The 23,784-nt window shown below is 41.9% G+C and carries 20 protein-coding genes and 1 pseudogene; 9 read left to right on the forward strand and 12 right to left on the reverse strand.

Annotated elements, in window-relative coordinates; all coding sequences use genetic code 11:
• Positions 1–4: 4 nt before the first annotated feature.
• The gene (locus tag TI10_RS00485) at positions 5–2,086 is read left to right on the forward strand and encodes a tRNA(Met) cytidine acetyltransferase TmcA (protein ID WP_049581227.1); all 2,082 of its coding nucleotides are present in this window, start codon (positions 5–7) and stop codon (positions 2,084–2,086) included.
• Here the strand turns inward: TI10_RS00485 and TI10_RS00490 are convergent.
• From TI10_RS00490 to TI10_RS00510, 5 genes are all read right to left on the reverse strand, one after another.
• The gene (locus tag TI10_RS00490; protein ID WP_049581228.1) at positions 2,037–2,225 is read right to left on the reverse strand and encodes a YpfN family protein; all 189 of its coding nucleotides are present in this window, start codon (positions 2,223–2,225) and stop codon (positions 2,037–2,039) included. The two genes, TI10_RS00485 and TI10_RS00490, sit on opposite strands and share 50 nt — an antisense overlap.
• Positions 2,225–2,887 carry a M15 family metallopeptidase gene (locus TI10_RS00495; RefSeq protein WP_074524873.1) on the reverse strand — a complete coding sequence of 221 codons (663 nt, stop codon included), beginning with the start codon at positions 2,885–2,887 and terminating at the stop codon, positions 2,225–2,227. Before TI10_RS00495 ends, TI10_RS00490 begins: the two co-directional genes overlap by 1 nt.
• A gap of 11 nt (positions 2,888–2,898) precedes the next feature.
• Positions 2,899–4,026: a succinyl-diaminopimelate desuccinylase gene (dapE, locus tag TI10_RS00500; RefSeq protein WP_049581230.1), complete on the reverse strand. Its 1,128-nt coding sequence runs from the start codon at positions 4,024–4,026 to the stop codon at positions 2,899–2,901.
• Position 4,027: 1 nt separating this feature from the next.
• Positions 4,028–4,411 carry an ArsC family reductase gene (locus tag TI10_RS00505; RefSeq protein ID WP_036779792.1) on the reverse strand — a complete coding sequence of 128 codons (384 nt, stop codon included), beginning with the start codon at positions 4,409–4,411 and terminating at the stop codon, positions 4,028–4,030.
• 215 nt (positions 4,412–4,626) lie between these two features.
• The gene (locus tag TI10_RS00510) at positions 4,627–5,262 is read right to left on the reverse strand and encodes a response regulator (protein ID WP_011146941.1); all 636 of its coding nucleotides are present in this window, start codon (positions 5,260–5,262) and stop codon (positions 4,627–4,629) included.
• A gap of 589 nt (positions 5,263–5,851) precedes the next feature.
• On the opposite strand from TI10_RS00510, the gene maeB reads away from it, so the two are divergent.
• From maeB to TI10_RS00535, 5 genes and pseudogenes are all read left to right on the forward strand, one after another.
• On the forward strand, positions 5,852–8,131 hold the full coding sequence (gene maeB / locus TI10_RS00515) for an NADP-dependent oxaloacetate-decarboxylating malate dehydrogenase (protein WP_049581231.1): 2,280 nt from the start codon (positions 5,852–5,854) through the stop codon (positions 8,129–8,131).
• 73 nt (positions 8,132–8,204) lie between these two features.
• Positions 8,205–9,083 (forward strand): ChaN family lipoprotein, encoded by an 879-nt coding sequence (locus tag TI10_RS00520; protein ID WP_049581232.1) that lies wholly within the window; start codon positions 8,205–8,207, stop codon positions 9,081–9,083.
• Positions 9,084–9,236: 153 nt separating this feature from the next.
• Positions 9,237–10,034 carry an energy transducer TonB gene (locus TI10_RS00525; RefSeq protein ID WP_049581233.1) on the forward strand — a complete coding sequence of 266 codons (798 nt, stop codon included), beginning with the start codon at positions 9,237–9,239 and terminating at the stop codon, positions 10,032–10,034.
• A gap of 130 nt (positions 10,035–10,164) precedes the next feature.
• Positions 10,165–12,222 carry a S9 family peptidase gene (locus tag TI10_RS00530; RefSeq protein WP_049582115.1) on the forward strand — a complete coding sequence of 686 codons (2,058 nt, stop codon included), beginning with the start codon at positions 10,165–10,167 and terminating at the stop codon, positions 12,220–12,222.
• A 122-nt stretch (positions 12,223–12,344) separates the two neighbouring features.
• Positions 12,345–14,620 (forward strand): annotated as a pseudogene (locus tag TI10_RS00535) (TonB-dependent receptor domain-containing protein).
• A 32-nt stretch (positions 14,621–14,652) separates the two neighbouring features.
• On the opposite strand, the gene xseA reads toward TI10_RS00535, so the two are convergent.
• Positions 14,653–16,026: an exodeoxyribonuclease VII large subunit gene (xseA, locus tag TI10_RS00540; RefSeq protein ID WP_049581234.1), complete on the reverse strand. Its 1,374-nt coding sequence runs from the start codon at positions 16,024–16,026 to the stop codon at positions 14,653–14,655.
• Positions 16,027–16,198: 172 nt separating this feature from the next.
• Here xseA and guaB point away from each other — a divergent pair, with 172 nt between their 5' ends.
• Positions 16,199–17,665, forward strand: coding sequence for an IMP dehydrogenase (guaB, locus tag TI10_RS00545; protein ID WP_049582116.1), 1,467 nt, complete (start codon positions 16,199–16,201; stop codon positions 17,663–17,665).
• Between the two features lie 73 nt (positions 17,666–17,738).
• Positions 17,739–19,316: a glutamine-hydrolyzing GMP synthase gene (guaA, locus tag TI10_RS00550; RefSeq protein ID WP_049581235.1), complete on the forward strand. Its 1,578-nt coding sequence runs from the start codon at positions 17,739–17,741 to the stop codon at positions 19,314–19,316.
• 259 nt (positions 19,317–19,575) lie between these two features.
• Here guaA and TI10_RS00555 read toward each other — a convergent pair whose 3' ends face one another.
• The 4 genes from TI10_RS00555 to TI10_RS00570 all read right to left on the reverse strand — a co-directional run bounded on the left by TI10_RS00555 (position 19,576) and on the right by TI10_RS00570 (position 20,896).
• Entirely contained in the window at positions 19,576–19,836 is a 261-nt protein-coding gene (locus TI10_RS00555) for a helix-turn-helix domain-containing protein (RefSeq protein WP_049581236.1), read from the reverse strand.
• Between the two features lie 197 nt (positions 19,837–20,033).
• Positions 20,034–20,354, reverse strand: coding sequence for a CcdB family protein (locus TI10_RS00560; RefSeq protein WP_049581237.1), 321 nt, complete (start codon positions 20,352–20,354; stop codon positions 20,034–20,036).
• On the reverse strand, positions 20,354–20,620 hold the full coding sequence (locus tag TI10_RS00565) for a type II toxin-antitoxin system CcdA family antitoxin (protein ID WP_049581238.1): 267 nt from the start codon (positions 20,618–20,620) through the stop codon (positions 20,354–20,356). The genes TI10_RS00560 and TI10_RS00565 overlap by 1 nt, the downstream gene beginning before the upstream one ends.
• A 39-nt stretch (positions 20,621–20,659) precedes the next feature.
• Positions 20,660–20,896: a DUF2335 domain-containing protein gene (locus TI10_RS00570; RefSeq protein WP_049581239.1), complete on the reverse strand. Its 237-nt coding sequence runs from the start codon at positions 20,894–20,896 to the stop codon at positions 20,660–20,662.
• Between the two features lie 490 nt (positions 20,897–21,386).
• Here TI10_RS00570 and rlmA point away from each other — a divergent pair, with 490 nt between their 5' ends.
• A complete protein-coding gene (gene rlmA / locus TI10_RS00580) occupies positions 21,387–22,205 on the forward strand; it encodes a 23S rRNA (guanine(745)-N(1))-methyltransferase (RefSeq protein ID WP_049581240.1) in 819 nt (272 codons plus the stop codon).
• 57 nt (positions 22,206–22,262) lie between these two features.
• Here rlmA and mntP read toward each other — a convergent pair whose 3' ends face one another.
• Both mntP and TI10_RS00590 read right to left on the reverse strand, forming a co-directional pair.
• The gene (gene mntP, locus TI10_RS00585) at positions 22,263–22,844 is read right to left on the reverse strand and encodes a manganese efflux pump MntP (RefSeq protein WP_049581241.1); all 582 of its coding nucleotides are present in this window, start codon (positions 22,842–22,844) and stop codon (positions 22,263–22,265) included.
• A 433-nt stretch (positions 22,845–23,277) separates the two neighbouring features.
• Positions 23,278–23,736: a DUF986 family protein gene (locus TI10_RS00590; protein WP_049581242.1), complete on the reverse strand. Its 459-nt coding sequence runs from the start codon at positions 23,734–23,736 to the stop codon at positions 23,278–23,280.
• Between the last annotated feature and the right edge of the window lie 48 nt (positions 23,737–23,784).

The raw sequence follows: 23,784 nt of genomic DNA on the forward strand, positions 1-23,784 counted from the left end.
CGTTATGTCGCCAGAACAACTGAGTGTGATACAGACGGAAATGCAGCAGCAAGGGTTACGTCGTTTGCTGGTGTTGAGTGGAGATTATCATTGGTGCTATTTACAGGCTAATGAATTACAGCGGAAATTTACCGGTGATTGGTTATGGATTTCTTATCGTAAACAGAACGCTGTGTTGCCAGAAAAGGCGGTCAGTTTATTAGGTCAGGAATATCTGCACGGCATATTTGACGCTACCGAAGGTTTTAATGCGGAAGCGTTGGCGATATTGGCAGGCACACTAAAAGCCGGAAGTTGGTTGGTGATGATGGTTCCAGCTTGGCGCCAATGGCGTTATCAACCCGATAAGGATAGCGCACGTTGGAACGAACAGTTAGATGCTATTCCAACGCCGCATTTTGTTCAGCATATTCAGCAGCAAATTGTTAGCGATCCGCAAGTTTTGCTATGGCGGCAAAATGATCCCCTATGCACCCCTGAATTTCCGCAGTCTGAATTTCCACAGTATAATTCGTGGCAATATGGTTCGTGGCAACTGCCTGATGGCAATCCAACTGCCAGCCAGCAGGCCATTTTGGCGCGACTTTTGCGGGCAAATCAGGGGGTATGGGTCATTACTGCTCCAAGAGGACGGGGTAAATCGGCACTTGCAGGTATGTTAATGCAGCAATGGCAAGGAAATTGCTGGTTAACTGCACCGGCAAAGGCGACAACTGAAGTTATCAGGTGCTATGCGAGGGAAAAGGGAAAATTCTGGTCCGTAGATAATTTGCTCAAATATTGTAGACAAAATAGCGTGTCAGATATTGATTGGTTGCTTATTGATGAAGCCGCTGCTATTCCAATGCCTCAATTATCTGAATTGATCAGCTATTTTCCCCGAATATTGTTGACCACAACTGTGCAGGGATATGAAGGTACAGGGCGCGGATTTTTACTTAAATTTTGTGTAGGAATTCCTGATAGCCATATCCTGAACCTGACGGCCCCTGTGCGTTGGGCTGAAAATGATCCATTGGAAAACTGGTTAGAAAGCGCCTTACTGTTTGAGGATGCAATTCCGGTCAATAATTCTGATAAGACGATCCGTTATCACATCTATCATCAGCAACAATGGATTAAACAGCCTAAATTACTGAGGCAGTTTTACGGCATATTAACCAGTGCTCACTACAAAACTTCACCTTTGGATTTACGGCGTTTACTTGATGCTAAAGGTATGCAATTTATTGCCGCTCTTGGAAATAATGCCTTAATGGGGGCTTTATGGATGGTTGAAGAAGGCGGATTGTCGCTTGAGTTAGCCCATGAAATATGGGCAGGCAGGCGTCGTCCAAGGGGAAATTTGGTTGCTCAATCGTTAGCGGCCCATAGCGGTTTACCCCAGGCGGCGGTTTTGAAATCTCAACGGATCAGCCGGGTTGCTGTACCGGCTAATTATCGCAGACAAGGTATTGCTCAGGGAATGATCGCGTATCAACGGGAAAGGGCAGAAAAACAAGGCGTGGATTTTATTTCTGTTAGCTTTGGTTATACCGCGGAGCTTTGGGAATTATGGCGGAAATGCGGCTTCCAATTAGTGCGAATGGGAACTCATTTGGAAGCCAGTAGTGGTTGTTATACGGCAATGGCTATTTTTCCTCTGAGTGAACAGGGGATTGCTCTGGCGATTCAAGCTCAGCAACAGCTTGCTCGTGATGCACATTGGCTAGAATCTCAGATTGGGTTTGGTTTGCCTGTTGATTACCAGACTGACCATCATCTCAATCGGTATGATTGGCAGGAACTGTCAGGTTTTGCATTCGCTTACCGACCGTTTTCCGCTTCATTACCGGCTTTGCAACGATTGTTGCTGAACAGTGATTTGCCGTTGATTGCGCTGAGAAATCATCTCCAGCAGGAAATGAGTGTTGAACAATGCATCGCCGTATTGAAGTTGAATGGCTATAAAGCATTAATGCAACTCTGGCGGCAAGAAACCGCACAGGCGTTGTCAAGTCTCGATAAGAAACTTGCCAAAGAGTGGCAAGCGTGGACTACGGCTTTTTCTGCGGCCAATCATCTTCATCATCCCACTTGCTATTAAGATCCCGATGAGGAGGCAGTTCCGGTTTATTGTCCAGAAATTTTTTCACATCCAGGCGGCGTAACTCTTTAATGGCATTGAGAATAACGCCAACCAATAAAATTAAGATAACCCACCAGTAATCAGCTAACCATTGCATTAGGTTGTCTCCTGCTCAACGTGGAGGTAATTTTCAAATATATAAGGTAAGTTGGCCGATAACCAGTCAATGCCTGCGATGTCATGTTGTTGCCATACATTCAATAACAACTGTTGAGTCAGCAATTTTTCCAATTGTTTGGCTAATGGTTGGTAGCTGATATGCCACGGTTCATAAGCGACGCCGCTATTGTGACCGACAAAAGGACGGTAAAAACCGAAATGGGCCATATTCTCGGTTAACCAGCGAGTTAATGGCTCAAAATAACCGCCATGTTCATATTCCCAAGGTTCCAGTAATAACTTCTGGTTATTCGGTAACATCGTTGGATCATAGATATCCAGATCTGTTCCCCAATGGTGGCGGCTACCACCGGGCAGGGCAGACCAACGAAGAATTGCCTTACAGCGTTCTCCTTCTGATAACTGAGTGATATCCATTGGTTGGCTGTTTTCATCCAATATAGGGCGTTCACCACGGAATTTCCCATTCCAGATAGCTTGCTGGCGCTGAAAATCACGGAATGTGCTGGCTGGTTGCAGATTAATTCCGGCTTTTTCAGCGGCTTGTCGCATGGCAAGAAAAGCATTAGCGGCTTTTGGTTGTAATCGGTGATTGCCAGAGAGAGAAATCAAGTGACCAGTAGCCAGACCGGTTAACATATTTGCTGTGATCACTGGATTAACTGCTCCATAACGCGTTGATAAATCCGGCTGAGTTGTTGCAGATCGGCGGCGCTGACGGATTCATTAACTTTATGAATTGTTGCGTTTAGTGGCCCCAATTCGATAACTTGAGCGCCCATCTGAGCAATAAATCGCCCATCGGATGTACCACCACTGGTAGATAATTCAGGTTGATAGCCACAATATTGGTCTATTGCCTGTATGACAGCATTGACTAACTCACCTTTGGCTGTCAGGAAAGGTTGGCCTGGCAGTATCCAATCGATCGTGTAATTCAGGTGGTGATTCTTTAGGATAGTTTCAACTTGTTCACGGATTTGGCTATCAGTCAGTTCTGTACTGAAACGGAAATTAAATTGAACTTGCATCTTCCCAGGGATCACATTATGGCTGCCTGTTCCGGCATGAATATTGGCAATTTGCATGCTGGTTGCCGGGAAAAATTCATTTCCGTCGTCCCAATGTGTATTGACCAGCGTCTGTAAAGCGGGAAGAGCACGATGGATTGGGTTATCAGCTAAGTGCGGATAGGCAACGTGGCCTTGAATACCGTGGACAGTGAGATTCGCAGTAAGAGAACCTCGACGACCATTTTTCACCATATCGCCAAGGCGATGCTGGCTAGAAGGTTCACCGATCAGGCAATAATCTAATCGTTCATTGCGGGACATCAAGGCTTCAACCACTTTAACGGTGCCGTGGGTGGCTTTCGCTTCCTCATCTGAAGTAATAAGGAAAGCCAGCCGACCGCGGTGGTTGGGATGAGCGGCAACAAAACGTTCAGCCGCGATGACCATAGCAGCCAGTGAGCCTTTCATATCCGCCGCTCCCCGGCCATATAACATGCCATTACGGATAGTTGGCTCAAATGGAGGATGTTCCCACTGAGATTCATCGCCCGCCGGGACGACATCCGTGTGCCCGGCAAAGGCTAACGTTGGGCCTGTGCCGCGATAGGCCCAAAAATTGTTTGTATCGCCAAAGGGCATCCGCTCAATGGTAAAGCCAATAGCTTGCAAGTGGGCGATCATAATATCTTGGCAACCTTTGTCGTCCGGGCTGACAGAGGGTTGCTTGATGAGTTGTTGCGCAAGTTCAATTACAGGACAAGTCATTTCAAAGTGCCTCAGCAAAAAATTGCTGATATTCATCCACTTTATAACCTAATAGGCAATCACCTTTTGCAGAAATTAATAGTGGACGTTTAATAATAGCGGGTTGTTCCAGCATCAACGCTTTTGCCGCGTCAGCATTATTAATTGTCGCTCGCTGTTGATCGGTTAGTTTACGCCAAGTTGTACCACGGGTGTTAATCAATGATTCCCAACCAAGTTTGTCAATAAATGACTGTAAAAGCGCGGCATTGAGTCCATCAACACGATAATCATGAAACAGGTAAGTAATTTCTTGCTCTTCCAGCCAACGACGGGCTTTTTTTATCGTGTCGCAATTCTTAATCCCATAGAGAGTAAAAGCGGGTTGAGAAGATTTATCCAACATCATTTAACAGATCCTTAAAGAAAATTTAAATACCTAAACATAATGCTGGAAAATGCTAGTTTTATCCAGATGATATCCTGATTTTTATTACCGGAGAGGAGGCTCAATTTGGTTGACTTGTTTCATACAGAGTATTTGCTACATAACATTTGCTACATAAACAACGTAAGAGCCGCTCCTTGATAATAAACTCAAGGAGCGGCTTGGGAGAAGTATTAGGCTACTCCGTTTTTCCTATGTTGCAAATACATGATTGTTGCAGCCAGGCGGGAACGTACATTCAGTTTTTTTAACAAGTTTCTGATGTGTACCTTCACTGTCTCTTCAGAAATAAATAAGACATCAGCAACTTCCTTATTAGTCATACCGCTGGAAACTTCTTTTAATACATCTAACTCACGTTTGGTCAATTCAGATAATGGATCAACATGTTTATGGCGGTTAGCTAGATGTTGATATATTTTTTCGCTAAATACAGTTTGTCCACGAGCAGCGTGGCGAATACTGCTTAATAACGAATCTAAGTCGCTGTCTTTAAGTAAGTAGCCATTGGCTCCCGCGTCAATAGCGGCGTAAACATCATTTCGATCATCTGAAACGGATAATACCAGTACATAGGAATTGATCCCTTTTCTACGGATAGATTTAATTGTATCTACGCCTGAAAGACCATTCATATTGAGGTCTATCATAATGACATCAGGTTTCAGCTTGCATGCAATATTTATTGCTTCTTCACCATTGTCAGCTTCTGCTGTTACGGTAAGCGCTCGATCGAGCTCTACAATCTGTTTCAAGCCATGGCGAATGAGAGGGTGGTCATCAACTATCATCACTGAATGGTTATACATTTTCCTTCTCCCTTAATAAGTAAAGCCACGAAACGCAGACTTTGAATTTGATTAAAAGGCAGTAATGAATGGGTCTGCCATAAATTAAATTACTATGAAAAAATTTTACCAAAACCGATTGATTTACAGAATTGATAGCTCTGTAAGTCCAGAAAGCACATCCTGATATAAAAATATAAATAGCGCAAATTAGTTTGATAAGTAAAAAAAGAAGATGAGTAATTTTCACAAAAAACACATAACTTTCTATCTTAAAATAATGTTAAAAATCAATATATTAAATTTGTGATTATTAGATTTGTTTTCTTTTATAAAATTTATTTTAATTGAATTTATATTGAGAGTTTTTATATGTAATAATTATTACAGTTACTATAACCTCAATGATATTGTATAAATGGTAATGTTTCTTTCTTTATTTTCCTATATAAAGTAGGGGTATGGATGTAAATTGGGTAGTGTTTTTTATGAGCAAAAAAGTGCTACTTTATTGATAAAGCGCTGTCAATGTTATGATTTGACACACAGTACCTATTATACTGCTCCTGCTCTTACTCCAGATTGTAGATTGTATATAAAGGATCCGACGATGGATGAAAAATTAAAACAGAGTGCATTGGATTTTCACCAGTTTCCACAACCAGGGAAAATCACGGTTACTCCAACTAAACCCCTGACAACTCAGCGAGATTTGGCCTTAGCTTATTCACCAGGCGTTGCTGCGCCTTGCCTGGAAATTGCAGAAGATCCATTAGCGGCTTACAAATATACTGCGCGTGGCAATCTTGTGGCAGTGATATCTAATGGTACTGCGGTCTTAGGATTGGGGAATATTGGCGCATTGGCCGGTAAGCCAGTGATGGAAGGAAAAGGTGTACTGTTTAAAAAATTCTCAGGTATTGATGTATTTGATATTGAAGTCGATGAGTCTGATCCTGACAAATTGATTGATATCATTGCGGCGCTGGAGCCAACGTTTGGGGGAATTAACCTCGAAGATATTAAAGCACCGGAGTGTTTCTATATTGAGAAAAAGCTTCGGGAAAAAATGAACATTCCGGTATTCCATGATGACCAGCATGGTACAGCGATAATTTGTACTGCTGCGGTTTTGAATGGCTTGCGAATTATGAAAAAAGAGATTTCAGCCGTTCGCTTAGTGGTTTCTGGTGCCGGTGCGGCTTCAATTGCCTGTATGAACTTGTTGGTTGCGCTTGGGTTGCAACGCCAGAATATTGTGGTATGCGACTCTAAAGGGGTGATTTATCGTGGTCGCGATAAAAATATGGAAGAGACTAAAGCGGCCTATGCGATTGAAGACAATGGCAGCCGCACATTAGGTGATGTTATCCCTGGCGCGGATATTTTCCTCGGATGTTCCGGCCCTGGCGTGTTGACTCAGGACATGGTGAAAATGATGGCCAAAGATCCACTTATCATGGCGCTGGCAAACCCTGAACCAGAAATTTTGCCGCCATTGGCAAAACAAGTTCGCCCTGATGCCATCATTTGTACTGGTCGTTCTGATTATCCGAATCAGGTTAATAATGTGCTCTGTTTCCCGTTTATTTTCCGTGGTGCGTTGGATGTTGGCGCAACAACCATTAACGAGGAGATGAAGCTTGCCTGTGTTCATGCGATTGCTGATTTGGCGCTGGCGGAACAGAGTGAAGAAGTGGCTTCCGCTTATGATGATCAGGATCTGTTTTTTGGTCCAGAATATATTATTCCTAAACCATTTGATCCGCGCCTGATTGTGAAAATTGCTCCGGCGGTTGCCAAAGCAGCAATAGATTCCGGCGTGGCAACCCGTCCGATTAAAGACTTTGGCGCGTATATCGAGAAGCTAAATGAGTTTGTCTATAAAACAAACTTGTTTATGAAACCTATTTTTTCTCAGGCTAAAAAAGCGAAAAAGCGCATCGTTTTGGCCGAAGGGGAAGAAGTACGTGTATTACATGCGACTCAGGAGCTGATCTCTCTTGGGCTGGCTTATCCAATTCTCATTGGTCGCCCCAGTGTTATCGAAATGCGTATCCAGAAACTGGGATTGCATATTGAAGCGGGTAAAGATTTTGAAGTAGTTAATAATGAGAATGATCCGCGCTTCAAAAAATACTGGCAGGAATATCATCACATTATGAAACGTCGAGGTGTTTCTGCTGAACAAGCTCGCCGGGCAGTTATCGGTAATCCAACCCTGATTGGGGCGATTATGGTACTGCGTGGCGAAGCTGATGGTCTGATTTGCGGTACCGTCGGCAGTTACAGCGAACATTACGATGTTGTGAGAAATGTATTTGGTTTCCGTGATGGGGTTCATACTGCTGGTGCAATGAATGCACTGATGTTGCCAAGCGGCAATACTTTTATTGCGGATACTTATGTCAATAATGATCCAACACCTGAACAATTGGCAGAGATTACTGTTATGGCGGCAGAAACTATCCGTCGTTTCGGTATTGAACCAAAAGTGGCTCTGCTTTCTCATTCAAGTTTTGGTTCCAAAGATTGCCTCTCAGCACGGAAAATGCGCCAGACGCTGGCGTTGGTGAATAAGATGTCACCTTCACTTGAAATTGATGGTGAAATGCATGGCGATGCCGCATTAGTTGAAAGTATTCGCCGTGACATCATGCCAGATAGCCCATTGAAAGGGGCTGCCAATCTGTTAATTATGCCGAATATGGAATCTGCCCGTATCAGTTATAACTTGCTACGTGTCACCAGTTCTGAAGGCGTGACTGTTGGTCCAGTTCTGATGGGGGTTTCCAAGCCGGTACACATTTTGACGCCGATTTCTTCTGTACGCCGTATCGTTAATATGGTCGCTCTGGCGGCAGTTGAAGCGCAAACTCATCCATTGTAATACTGATTGCCCCTGTTCCTAGTATGGACAGGGGCTGTTTGTTGTAAACGATTCTTAAATATGGATAATGGACATGACGAAATTTCTCACGACTGTAAAATCTTCTCTGATTATCTGTGGTTTACTGATCTTATCTGGCTGTGTATCTGAACAACAAAAACCCACTCTCCAAGTGCTTTCGCCGGAATTGACTCAACAAGGGGTTATTATCGATCTGAAAACGGGTCACGCCTTGACGCCTGATGAATTGATCAATAGGCTGGCATCACATCAGAGGATCATTGTGGGTGAGAAACATGATAATCCATATCATCATCAAGTAGAGCTTTGGCTGGTTCAGCAACTTCCGCTCAAAAGAGAACAGGGATCGGTCCTGTTAGAGATGATTACCCCTGATCAGCAGCAAAAGGTGAATAAAGTTAAGAGTTGGCTGCAAACTAAGCCTATCGTACGTGAAAGTCGTATAAAAGAGCTTCTTGCATGGCAAAATGGGTGGCCGTGGGAGTTATATGGCGGATTGGTCATGGAGCTTATATCTCAGCCTTATCCGTTGCTGTCTGCAAACTTAGATCGCAGTGAAATTAAAGCAGCTTACAATAATCCTCCGGTCCTCCAGGGGAATATTTCTGTTGCTGAAAGTGTCAAAGCGCAGATTAAAGCGGTGATTGAAGATGTTCATGGTGGTGAAATAACGGAACAACAATTATCTGCCATGACAGTTATTCAGCAAATGCGGGATCGCAGAATGGCGGAACAGCTACTTAAAGCGCCGGTTCCTGCCACACTGATTGCGGGTGGATATCATGCAACGAAAGTGATGGGTGTTCCTCTGCATGTTAAAGACTTATCGCCTCAAGAGGACCTTGTTGTGGTGATTCTGGCTGAGAAAAGCAATGAACTGGATAGCCAATATGCTGATTATGTCTGGTATACACCAGTAAAAAAACCATAGATATTTTAAACGAATGGCGGTCTTTTCCCTGTATATAAGAGGTCTTGGCACAGGGATGTGCTCAAGTTAACGATACAGGTAAAAATAATTTTCATTAGCATATGAAATTAATTATCATTACTAAATGATAATTAAAATTATGCGCTATCATCCATGTTGACGCTGACACACCCGGCCTTTCAAACGGGTCATTTTAAAAAAGGGCTCGTTTCTGCTATTGCTGCTCACCTCATTTTGGTTGGCTGGATTATCTACCAGCCGGAAGAAATTGCTGTTGATGAACTGATGCCGCCGCCATCGGTAATGATGGAGCTTTCATTGTTGACAGAAGCGACACATCAGGTACAAAAACAGCCTATTGGTATTGAACAGCAACTTTCTGTTGCCAGCCGGCAGCAGGAAAGTGAGGTTAATGAGATTAAGATGCCTGAGCTGATTAAAGATGAACAGGCGCAGATTTTGGCGCATAAACCTAAAAAGCAGAAAAAGCACTATGAAGAGCTTAAAAAAACATTGCCAGTGAAGCGGCAGGCAGAAGAACAAGAGAGTGAAAAATCTCAAAGTAGTGCTGCTATGGTAAGCAGTACGGCCACCTCTGCTAATCTGACTTCGCGGGTTGCCGCTGCTTACGACAGTGATTCGAAGGCGGTTGCTGATGCGGATGCGTTATGGCGAGCGGAAGTTATCGGGCATTTAAATCGGTATAAACGTTATCCAGAGGACGCACAGAGAAGAAACCGCACTGGCCGGCCTACAGTTAGATTCACAATTGATAAACAGGGCTATGTTACTAACAGTGACTTAGTTCGTCGTTCCGGAACCCATTCTTTAGACCGGGAAGCGAAGCAAGTTCTGGCAAGGGCGCAGCCGTTGCCAGCTCCCCCCGATACCGTTTTAAACGGTAATGAAATTACGATAGAACTTCCGATTGATTTTAGTTTAACTAATTAATACTTTGAACGACTTAAGGACAGCAAATATGTTAAGGCAGCAAGCGCGGTTTGCCCTGAAAACTAAGGGGCTGTTATTGATGTTTTTATTGAGCGGCTGGTTGAATTCTGCCGCCGCAGAGGAAGAAATTATGCCACCAAAGGCTATGAAGCAACCACACAATATAACTATCCACGGTGATACTCGTATAGATGATTATTACTGGATGCGGGATGATAATCGTAAAGATCAAAAAGTCATTGATTACCTGACCGCCGAAAATAAATACACCGAACAGATGCTAAAACCCGGTGAGCCATTGCGGGATACGTTATACGAAGAAATGGTTGGCAGGATGAAGCAGGATGATCAATCGGTACCCTATACTTATAATGGGTATATTTATCGGACAATCTATGAAACTGGCAAAGACTTCCCGATTTATCAGCGTAAACCTGTTGATGGTTCATCAGATTGGCAAGTATTGGTCGATGGTAATGAAAGAGCTAAAGGGCACGAATATTACCAACTAAGTAATTTTGCTGTCTCTCTGGATAATAAACGTATTGCGATTGCGGAAGATACGCAAGGGCGCCGTAATTATCAGATCTCTTTTAAAGATATTGCGGATAAACAGTGGAATAATGATGTAATAAAAAATACTTCTGGCAACATGGTTTGGGCTAATGACAATAATACGTTGTTTTATGTGCGCAGACATTCACAGACCTTATTGCCATATCAGGTATTTCGTCACCAATATGGTAGCAATACCAGCGAAGATCAGAAAATATATCAGGAAGACGATGAGCGTTTTTATTTAAGCGTGTCTAAAAGCACTTCCCGTGATTATATTATGTTGTCGATAACCAGTAATTCGACTTCTGAATATTTGTTGATTGATGCCAATAAGCCACAAGCTGAACTTCAAGTATTTTCTCCTCGTCAGGAAGGCAGAGAGTATTATATTGACCATTTCCGCGATCACTTCTACATCCGGTCAAATCATGAGAATGAAACTTATGGACTTTATCAGACGGAAACAATCAATACACCGTGGAAAATAGTTATTGCTCCGCAACAAGATAGTGATCTTGAAGATTTCGACCTGTTTAATGACTGGTTGGTCGTACAGGAGCGAACAAAAGGATTACCGACAATTCGTCAGGTTAATTGGCAGACACAGCAAGAAAAACAGATAAAGTTTGATGATCCAAGTTATATGGCATGGATTGATTACAATCCTGAACCTAATACTGATTTTGTACGTTATGGTTATTCATCCATGACGACACCAAGTTCAACATTCCAATGGAATATGAAAACAGGTGAGCGGGAATTACTTAAGCAGCAGGAAGTCAAAGGTTTCGATAAACATCATTATGAGAGCCAGCGTATTTGGGTGAAGGCCCGTGATGGCGTTGAAGTTCCGGTATCTTTGGTGTATCGAAAATCACTGTTTGAAAAAGGTCATAACCCGATACTGATTTATGGATATGGGGCTTATGGTATGAGCATGGACCCTTCATTTAGCTCACCGCGATTGAGTTTATTAGATCGAGGCTTTGTTTACGCTTTGGTTCATGTGCGTGGTGGCGGCGAATTGGGTAAAAAGTGGTATCTACAAGGTAAAGTCGAAAATAAAATGAATAGTTTTAATGACTTTATCGATGTGACCAAAGCACTGATTGCTCAGAAATATGGTGACAGCAAACGTGTTTATGCGATGGGAGGGAGTGCTGGTGGTTTATTAATGGGCGCTGTGATTAATCAGGCACCGGAATTATATCGCGGTGTGGTTGCTCAGGTTCCATTTGTTGACGCGGTGACAACTATGCTTGATCCTTCTATTCCTCTGACAGTAGGTGAATATGAAGAATGGGGTAATCCCGAAAATAAAGAAGATTATTTCCGGATTAAATCATATAGTCCGTATGACAATATAAAACACCAACGTTATCCAAACTTATTGGTTACGAGTGGATTTTATGACTCCCAAGTACAATATTGGGAACCCACTAAATGGGTAGCAAAATTACGGGATATGAAGAAAGGTGACTCTGTTCTGTTATTAGAAACCAATATGAGCGCCGGGCATGGTGGTAAATCAGGTCGATTTAATCGATTAAAAGATACTGCGCTGGATTACAGTTTTATTTTGATGCTGGATGATGCTAATAAATATTTTCCACAATTGAAAGATAACTGAAATAAATAATATAAGTTTGTTATTTGAAGCACTGATAATAATTTATCAGTGCTAAACATTTTTATTTTCTAAAAACTGGTATGTGAGCAAATATTGATTTGTATGCATTTGGGATGATTGAAATGAAAATAATGACAAAGATAGCAGGGGCCGGTGTGGTTTTAATTGGGCTGCAAGGGTTTGCTTATGGTGAGGAAAAACAAGAAAGGAAATCAGATAAGGTAATGAAGTTCAGTAGCCTTAAGGTTTCTGGTTCGCAGGATGATGCCGAAGTGCGGGCAATGGAAAGGCCCGGCTCTTACAGTTCTAAAGGAGAAGATACAAAACTTCAATCAATGGATAGCATATTACGCAGTATGCCAGGGACCTATACGCAAATAGATCCGGGGCAGGGAACGGTGAGTGTGAATATTCGTGGATTAAGTGGATTTGGTCGAGTGAATATGATGGTTGATGGTGTTAGCCAGAGTTTTTATGGCACATCTCCGACGAGTCCTGCGCACGGTACTACTTATAACCAATTCGGTACAATCATTGATCCTAATTTTATTGTCGGAGTTGATGTCAACCGTGGTCAATCTGATGGCTCAGGTAGTGTTAATGCATTAGTGGGTAGCGCTAATTTTCGCACAATTGGTGTAGATGATGTGATATTCGCAGGGAATTCATTGGGAGTACACACAAAAACAGCTTATGGAAATAATGGTATTGGCTATAATGGCATGATAGCGGTTGCGGGTAAAACACCGGCTTTCAGTTCTGAAGGTTCAGTAGGCGCTATGTTGGCTGTCAGCGGGCATTCAATTGATGCACATTATAAGAATGGCGATGGAGTATTAAGCGATGAGTTTGTTACAGATAAATCGTTTAAACAAAAACCCAATTCGCAATTAATGAAAATAAAAATTGAACCAAATGAATTTCATGATATGGAGATAAGCGGTCGGAACTATCATAATAAATTCACCCGCCGCCATATTGATAGTCGGGATATTTATGTAAAATACAATTATACTCCATTTAGTGAATGGGTTGATATAAAATTACAGGTCAGCACCAGTGAGAGTAGTCAACGCTATGAAGGCGATGCACTTTTTAAGTTGCTAAATAGCAACGCTAAAAATAAGTCAGATGCAATAGATATCAGTAATATTAGTCGCTTCGATTATGGAGATACAAATTTTGAGTTAACATTTGGCAGTAAGTTGATGGAAACCGAATATAGTAGGACAACGAGTAGTGTTTATTCTGGTCAAGGTAAAGACGAAAAAGAAAAGGAAAAATATAAAAAGACAGATGGCGAAGTAAAAGAAAATAATGTTTTCGCGCCAAGTGGCAAACAAGATATTGCCAGTATTTATGGTGGGTTGAAAATAAATCGTGGAATTTATCAGGCAGATATTACGTTTAATTATATGGATTACAGTGTCAAAGGCTATAAACCGGCTTGTGATCTACGGATTCCTTGTTTTCCCCAAGGAGCAACCGAATTAGATTTAAAAGAACGTGGGTTTAACCCAGGGGTTTTACTATCAGCAGAAATTATTCCTGAGTTCCAACCATTCGTTAGTTATGCCCGTTCAATGAGAGCACCAAATATTCAGGAGACTTTCTATAGTAATGAAGGTGGTGGCTCCATGAATCCATTTCTGAAAGGAGAGACATCAGACACTTATCAAATTGGCTTTAACAGTTTCCGCCCAGATTTAATTGTAAAGGGGGATATTTTCCGTCTGAAAGCTGCTTGGTATCATACTAAAGTAAAAAATTATATTCTCAGTGATATCTGGCTTATATGTGGCAATAGAAAAACATGTAGAAACGATAGTTCGACAGATTACAATGAAGTCGATCCTAACATCAAAATGTATATCTATCACAATAGCTTGACTCCGGTAAAAATACACGGATATGAAATTGCTGCTGATTATGATGCGGGTATGTTTTATAGCAAATTGGCTTATAGTTGGCAAAAAACTCGTCAGCCAACCTCTGCTGCTACAGCGCATTTTGGTGCAGAGCCGTTGTCACAATTACCTGATAGCTTTATGACGTTGGATACGGGTATTCGTTTATTTGATGAGAAACTCCGTATTGGTGCGATTGTTAAATATACCGGTAATTCTCATCGGCTGGACCCGGATCAATATAATTTTGATGATGAGGGGAGGGTTGTACAGCAAGAAGAACCTAAAATCCCAACGATAGTCGATCTTTATAGCGATTATCAGATAAATCACAATGTGTTGTTGAAATTTTCAATACAGAACTTGGCAAATAAAAATTATTCTGAAGCGCTTAATCGTGCAAATTCTTCTCCATTAATGACTGAGCAAACTTCGGCTATGCAAACCGCTCGGGCCGGACCTATATTGCCGGCGCAGAAATTCGTTTCTGATTATAGGAAAAATAAGTGGCAAAGGAAGGCCGCTATTTCAGATTTGCAGATCGTTTTTTCCGTTCTTTCTTGATTTTCAATACTTCACTCTCAATCCAGCCATCTTGTAAACGGGTATTCAGGACATCACCAACATGTACCTGTTTGGTTTGTTTCAGTAATTTTCCATCCGAGGTTTGACTGATGTTATAACCACGGGCCAGTGTCGCCAGAGGGCTAACGGCTTCCATCCGTGAACAGGAAATGGCAAATTTTTCTCTGGAACGGCTGATTTGTCTCTCAATCGCTTGTCTTAATCGAAAATCTTGTTGCTGAATCTGTTGGCTATATTGATGGATCTGCGGGCTAGGTTCTGCGTACCAGAGCCGTTGCTGTAATTTCTCATAAGCCAGGCTGCTTTGCTTTAAGTGCCGTTGTAAACTGTCAGTGAGTCGTTGGCGTAAACTGACCAGTAAGTTTTGCTGACGCGCTAGCCGTAAATGAGGATGTTGTTGCTGTAAACGATGAGATAACAGACTGAAAAAACGCTGTTTCCGGGCAAAGAAGTAATCCATTGCCATTTCCAACCGCTGTTGTTGAGACTGAATGTGACGTAACAGTTCGAGCTGATTACGGCTGACTAACTCAGCCGCTGCTGATGGTGTCGGGGCGCGTAAATCTGCGACAAAATCAGCAATGGTGACATCCGTTTCATGACCGACCGCACTGACTATCGGAATATCACTGTGAAAAATCGCTCTGGCGACTTGTTCGTCGTTGAAACTCCATAAGTCTTCTAAAGAGCCGCCTCCGCGTCCGACAATCAATACATTACACTCCTGCCGTTCATTAGCTAATTCAATAGCTCGAATAATCTGTAACGGTGCTTCTGTTCCCTGAACCGCTGTTGGATAAATGATGATGGGCAATGATGGATCACGGCGCTTTAAAATATTCAAAATATCATGCAGGGCAGCGCCGCTGGTTGAGGTAATCACACCAAGCTGTTTAGCAGGGGATGGCAACGGTTTTTTATGGCTTTGGTCAAATAACCCTTCTGTACTGAGTTTTTGTTTCAATAATTCAAACTGTTGCTGTAACAGGCCATCACCGGCGGGTTGCATACTTTCAACAATAAGCTGATAGTCCCCTCTTGGCTCGTAAAGCGTGATTGCCGCACGGACCAAAATCTGCTGACCATTTTGTGGCCTGAATGTCACCCGCTGATTGCTACTGCGAAACATTGCTGCCCGCACTTGGGCACGCTCATCTTTTAGCGTGAAGTACCAGTGCCCGGAGGAGGGTTGAGAAAAGTTGGATATTTCAGCGCTTAGCCAAATTCTACCCATTTCCATTTCGAGCAGTTGCCGAACCGTCTGATTCAGGCGACTAACAGAAAAAATTCCAGTGTTAAAAGATAGTGACATGTGAGTAAGATCAAATTTCAAAACAATAACTTAATGTGCTGATACTAACCTGCATCATGAAGTAAGCAAGAAATTTTTTGATAAAATGCTGGAGGCAACCGATTACGTTCTGTATAATGCCGCGGCAATATTTTATCCCTTAAATTTTCAGCAGCTTGGTGAGATATTGCTTATGTTACGAATTAAAAAAGAAGCGTTAACCTTTGATGATGTTCTGTTGGTTCCTGCTCACTCTACTGTTCTACCTAACACTGCTGACCTGTCTACTCAACTGACTTCCACCATTCGTCTAAAAGTGCCTATGTTGTCTGCCGCTATGGATACCGTCACGGAATCCGGTTTGGCTATCGCATTGGCTCAGGAAGGTGGAATGGGTTTCATCCATAAAAATATGTCTATTGAGCGTCAGGCAGAAGAAGTTAGCCGAGTTAAAAAACATGAGAGCGGTGTTGTGACAGATCCGGTCACTGTGGCGCCGGAAACAACGCTGCGTGAAGTTAAAGAATTGACAGAACGTAATGGTTTTGCGGGTTATCCGGTTGTCACTGAAGGAAATGAGTTGGTTGGTATTATTACTGGCCGTGATGTACGTTTCGTTACTGATTTGGATCAGCCTGTTACTGCGGTAATGACGTCTAAAGAGCGTCTGGTGACAGTAAAAGAAGGTGAAGCCCGTGAAGTTGTGTTGCAGAAAATGCATGAAAAACGTGTTGAGAAAGCGCTGGTAGTTGATGGGAACTTTCATCTACTCGGCATGATCACGGTTAAAGATTTCCAGAAAGCGGAACGTAAACCGAACGCCTGTAAGGATGAACGTGGTCGTTTACGTGTTGGCGCTGCGGTTGGAGCTGGCGCCGGCAATGAAGCGCGTATTGATGCATTGGTTGCCGCTGGTGTTGATGTTCTGCTTATTGATTCCTCGCATGGTCATTCTGAAGGGGTACTGCAACGTATCCGTGAAACTCGCGCTAAGTACCCAAATCTACAAATTATTGGCGGTAACGTGGCGACCGGGGAAGGCGCAAAAGCGCTGGTAGCGGCTGGCGTCAATGCGGTTAAAGTCGGTATTGGTCCCGGTTCTATCTGTACTACCCGTATTGTTACCGGTGTAGGTGTGCCGCAAATTACTGCTATCTCTGATGCCGTTGAAGCATTGGAAGGCACTGGTATTCCAGTTATTGCCGATGGCGGCATTCGTTTCTCCGGTGATATTGCCAAAGCCATCGCCGCGGGAGCGTCGTGTGTTATGGTGGGCTCAATGTTGGCAGGGACAGAAGAGTCGCCGGGAGAAATTGAGCTATACCAAGGACGTTCATTTAAATCTTATCGTGGCATGGGATCATTGGGAGCGATGTCTAAAGGCTCTTCTGATCGATATTTCCAAACTGATAATGCCGCAGACAAATTGGTACCGGAAGGTATTGAAGGCCGTGTTGCTTATAAAGGCTTGCTGAAAAACATTGTCCATCAGCAAATGGGAGGCTTGCGTTCCTGTATGGGGCTGACCGGCTGCGCAACTATTGATGAATTGAGAACCAAAGCAGAATTTGTTCGCATCAGTGGTGCAGGCATTCAGGAAAGCCACGTTCACGATGTCACCATTATCAAAGAGTCTCCAAACTACCGGTTAGGTTTGTAATCCATATTTATTGTGGCCCATATAAGGGCCACTTATCTCTATTTGTTACTTGTTTTTTTGGAATTCACCGCACATGACAACTAATATCCATCAGCACCGCATTCTTATCCTTGATTTTGGTTCGCAATATACTCAATTGATTGCTCGCCGTATCCGTGAAATCGGGGTTTATTGTGAACTTTGGGCATGTGATGTCACTGAAGAGCAAATCCGCGAATTCAACCCAAGCGGCATTATTCTTTCCGGTGGCCCGGAAAGTACCACCGCACAAGGAAGTCCACGTGCACCTGAATATGTTTTTAACGCTGGCGTTCCGGTTCTGGGGGTTTGCTATGGCATGCAAACGATGTCAGTACAATTCGGGGGTAAGGTAGAAGATTCTACTCAGCGTGAATTTGGTTATGCTCAGGTTGAGATTAAAACGGAAAGTGCATTATTCCGTGGAATCCAGGATTCATTAAATGAGCAAGGTAAACCATTATTGGATGTATGGATGAGTCACGGTGATAAAGTCACTGCAATTCCTGAGGACTTTACCACTATCGCCAGCACTGATACCTGTCCATTTGCCATCATAGCAAATGAAGAAAAACGTTTTTACGGTGTGCAATTCCACCCGGAAGTCACCCATACCCATCAGGGGCAGCGTATATTGGAGCGTTTTGTCCTGGATATATGCCAATGCGAAGCGCTGTGGACACCTGCCTCTATTATCGAAGATACCGTTGTACGCTTGCGTGAACAGGTTGGTGAGGATCACGTTATTTTGGGGCTGTCCGGTGGTGTTGATTCCTCTGTCACCGCATTGTTACTGCATCGTGCAATTGGTAACCGCCTGACCTGTGTATTTGTTGATAATGGTTTGCTGCGTTTGAATGAAGCTGATCAGGTGATGGACATGTTTGCCGGCAAATTTGGGCTGAACATTGTTCATGTTCCGGCAGAGGATCGTTTCCTTACTGCACTGGCTGGCATCAATGATCCGGAAGAAAAGCGTAAAACGATTGGCCGTGTGTTTATTGAAGTCTTTGATCAAGAGGCAAGTAAGCAGACTCAGGTTAAATGGCTGGCGCAAGGCACTATTTATCCAGACGTCATCGAATCAGCGGCATCTGCGACAGGCAAGGCACACGTTATCAAATCTCATCATAACGTAGGTGGTTTGCCGGAAGAGATGAAATTGGGTCTGGTGGAACCGCTGAAAGAGCTGTTCAAAGATGAAGTACGTAAAATTGGTTTGGAATTGGGATTGCCTTATGACATGTTGAACCGTCATCCATTCCCAGGCCCCGGTTTGGGGGTTCGTGTATTGGGTGAAGTGAAGAAAGAGTACTGCGATCTGCTGCGTTGTGCAGATGCTATTTTTATCGAAGAGCTGCACAAAGCTGATTTGTACAATAAAGTTAGCCAGGCGTTTACAGTATTCTTGCCAGTTCGCTCCGTGGGCGTGATGGGGGATGGCCGTAAATATGATTGGGTTGTTTCGTTACGGGCAGTAGAAACGATTGATTTTATGACCGCACATTGGGCGCATTTACCATACGATTTCCTGGGCCGGGTTTCTAACCGGATCATCAATGAAGTCAGTGGGATATCGAGAGTTGTCTATGATGTCAGCGGTAAACCACCTGCTACTATTGAGTGGGAATAAGTCCTTAAAGTCTATAGACATCGGTTGAAGCTTAAACTAAAAACACCAATAAAACTAAAACGCTTTTTGGTGTTTTTATCTATGGTATGTACTGAACTATATTCGCCTGTTGAATATAATTGAGATTGGATTGAAGAGGCTTTAACTCATGAGAATGTGTGTCATAGCGGCCCATTAACAAAGTTGAATGTGTTAAACAGAGAAAACAATTGTTACGGTGCTGGTTATGATTGAAGAATATTAAGAGTAAACTTGATATTCATTTTAGCTTACGGTTAAAACTTGGTTTTTTCAGCTTTATTTTGTCTACAATCTGGGCTGGATCTAGTGACAACAAACGGGCTATGCGCACAAATTCCACGACATCTAGTCTTCTTTCACCATTTTCAACTTTGGCTATAAATGATTGAGGGCGGCCAAATGCTTGTGCCAGTTTTTCCTGTGTAATGCCCTTTTCCAAGCGTGTTTCGCGTAATAATCGGATAACATGCTGATATTCCTCTGAGTAAATCGAACTCATTCGTTTTGCCTTAATAAAAAATCCTAAGATAGAATATCTCTCATTTGCAATTATCTCTGTTATTGATAACCCTTTATTTGGGTTAATACTTAAAAAAACACATTGAAATTAATACAACGAAATTTTGGATGGTTCTGGCTTACAACTCCTATACTGAAACCTTATTTTGAAGTTGATCTAAAATTTAAATCAACTAACTAAATCCCTGAAACGATAGTATCTAAAGCTGCCATGATATCGGAGTGAATACCGGGTATAACACAGACGATATCCGCAGCTTTTAATTTGCTCTTCGCTACCGTTGTCACTGACTTTGTAATAACGATATATCGATCATCTTTAATTTCAATCACTGGCGTTAACGTTTTGACGCGTGAGTTTTTATCTGACAGTGGAGCAATTGGCATTATTACCCGTGAATCATAGTCGTCTAATAGGTCATTTTGAATGTCGATAATGAAAGGATATTGCTCCCTCGATTTAGGGGATTTGTTGCGGTAAACAGCGTACTGAGCCATCAAATAACCCCGTATTCATCATCATCGGTAAATAGCCCTGCACTACGCTCAAATTCATTGAAAGCGTGGATACCGACTTTGTTTTCAGCTTTCCATTGCTGTCTTTTTTTCTCACGAACAACATCGGACAACATTTTGTCTAGTGTCGCTGATAAGTTGAGTCCTAAATCACGGGCTTCATCTACTACTTCAGCCGTCAAATAAACATTTGTACTGCGTTTACCGGATCGTTTTCGTTCTACGGTTGAGACGCATTGTATTTTCATCAGACACCTCATCTATGCGTGTAAAACATGCACATAAGTCTATGGCAGATAGTGAGCATCATCAAGGAGTTCTAAGCCGAAACCGCCGGAATTTCTGTTTCCTATCTTGTGTCTATGTTTCTGTTGTTGTTCGATTAGGGTTAGAAATCGGTCAGCAGCTCCCTTTGTATGTTGTTCATAGAGCGTTAATATCTCTGAATCAGGCAATAGATTGATATCATCTTGGTTAGATTGTTTAGCTATTCTCGGATGTTTTCCGATAACTCTTTTGTTCATATATCGTCTCTTTCCCTGTAGATAATATGATTTCATCATTGAATTGCTTTAACACGGCAGCAAAGTCCGCACGAACCTTATCCAGATCATCGGCTAAAGCGTCAACGTCACTTTTCTGTGGGATAAAATCAAAATAGTTTGTATTGGGCATAATATCGAATTTCGGTGAAATTGATCTTAATTTATTAAAATATTGTATGAGAATGTTCATTACATTATCTGCGTTATTGGTTGTTTCTATTAGTTAAATGACTTAGTACCAATGATGCTTTATTGGGTTTTGATTGAAAAATCATACCTGATAAATAGATTTATGCCATAGAAATATTGCGAGATGCTTCAAAGAAAGGACTGAAAATAATGGAATATAATTTCATTCAAGATAATGATTAATCGTTTCTATAGAATTATTAATTAGCATGATTTACGACGAAAAGTATCAGAATATGCTATAGTGTCGGCTGGTTTTCGCTTATATTTTTGGAATCTTATGTCTTATCAATGCCCCTTATGTCATCAATCTTTATTGCCCGCTCGACAGCAATGGCGCTGTGAGAATAATCATCAGTTTGATTGTGCTAAAGAAGGGTATGTCAATTTGATGCCCGTTCAGCATAAAAAATCCAAGGAGCCGGGGGATAGCCCAGAGATGATGCAATCAAGAAGAGCATTTTTGGATTCAGGGCATTATCAATCATTACAACAACGGGTTTCGGAATTATTGGAAAAGTATCTGCCAGAAAAAGCAGAGAGTTTGCTGGATATAGGATGTGGTGAAGGTTATTACACTGCGGCGGTTGAAGCGCAGTTAAACAAGAGACGTAATCTTAAAATCTATGGGTTAGATGTTGCTAAGATCGCGGTTCGTTATGGCGCTAGGCGCTATCCTGCTGTTAGCTTTTGTGTTGCGTCGAGCCATCGTTTGCCATTTGCCGATAAATCGCTTGCCGGGGTATTAAGGATTTACGCGCCTTGCAAAGCGGAAGAATTGGCAAGGGTGGTTAAGCCACAGGGAATTGTTTTGACAGTTACTCCTGGCCCTCGCCATCTTTATCAGATCAAGGAGTTGATTTATCAAAATATTCATCTTCATCCATTGAAAGCAGAACCGTTGGCAGGATTTGAATTGATAACTGATGAATCGTTATCTTATCCAATGAAATTAGATGGCGTGCAAGCGTATCATTTATTACAGATGACGCCATTTGCCTGGCGAGCAACAGAAGATGTGAAAAAAGAATTGGCAGATAGAGCGCTGTTTGAATGTGAAACTGATTTTATACTGCGGGTCTATCAACGCCTTAATTGATCAAGATTTCAGCCCAAAATATAGCGTTTAACAGAGAGATATTTTGGGCTGGTAGAGTTATTTCGCGTACATAAATAATTCGAGATGCTCAAATAAGATATTGAAGCCAATTGCAATCAGAGTCAACCCGCCAATAAGTTCAGCGCGTTTGCCGAGCAGTGGGCCAATATAACGGCCGATTAACATACCCAATGTTGCCATAATCATTGTCATCATGCCGATAGCCATTGCGGTATGTACGATATTGACTTGAAGGAAAGCGAGCCCGATACCAACAGCCATTGCATCCAGGCTGGTGGCAATGGCTGTTGTTATCAACACTATTGAATTATGGCGGCAGGGTGATTCACACTTTTTTTCCTGATTTTTTTTAAAACTCTCTGTAATCATTCTACAACCCAGAATGAATAACAGAGCGAAAGCAATCCAGTGATCCCACTCCATAACATACTGACTGGCATAAAGCCCTATAGACCAGCCAATTAATGGGGTACAGGCTTCTATCAAGCCAAATATCAAACCGGTACGAATTGCTTCACGAAAATGTGGTCTATGTAATGATGCCCCTTTGCAAATTGCAGCAGCAAAGGCATCCATTGAGAGGGCTAAAGCCAAGATGAGGGTTGCGTACATATTCATTAATATAGCCTCGGTTGGGTATTTCCATATACATATAACTCCACCCCCAACCAATGATGGCGCTATATGCAATGGTCTTGCCAACCGAGTTAATAGCTATCCCATTAGGCTATTGTATTTGCTATTTTGAGCAACAATAATGCCTGCTAAGATAGTAATAAGGTTACCCGCACCACGTTTATTTTGTAACGAGCGTGTTGATACGGGCTTTTCAGAGAAATTAACTAAATCGTTTCTCTGAAACAGGCTACTCCCCATGACAATTTAAAAGATAGCACAATAATTCAAAAAGGGAAAATAATATTATTTTTAAGGTTAAGGTATGATATTGATAATAATTATCATTATCTGTTTTATGGGGAAAATAAAAGCCAGCATAAGGCTGACTGTTTATTATTTATTATTTATTTTCTTATTTATTATTTTTACTTATCTATTTGTTTTCGATGAGAAATTTATAAATTCTTTCTAAATCATCAAGTTGGCTTACTGATATATATAATTTCTTGTTTTCCAAACCAATAACCAGGATTCCATCTTCAGATAAATTCATGGTTTTTATCCGATTATAGGAAATAAAGGTATTTGCATAGAAGAAACCGTTATTTTTAAAAAATAATTTAGGCGAACGTATATAGGCAATATAAATAGTCACCAGGATAGTAAACAGTAATAAATATGTGGTTAAACGGCTGCCATAAGAGGTGATATTGTTATAAACAACAATAAGTGTCAGGATAATAAAGATGAGTGTATCAATTCTATGTTTTCTTTTTAGCTTTATTTGTAAGTAAGTTTTCCCTTTCAGCAAGTTAACTATGAATTCATCATAAACAGCAAAGGCTAGCATTAGTATGATTAAACCAACTAATACCATATCATTAAGGTTCATTCCTTATCCCTGTATTGTTATAAAAAGAAAATATGGGGAGGCATTCCT

The sequence above is a fragment of the Photorhabdus luminescens subsp. luminescens genome (assembly GCF_001083805.1).
GTDB classification, from domain to species: domain Bacteria; phylum Pseudomonadota; class Gammaproteobacteria; order Enterobacterales; family Enterobacteriaceae; genus Photorhabdus; species Photorhabdus luminescens.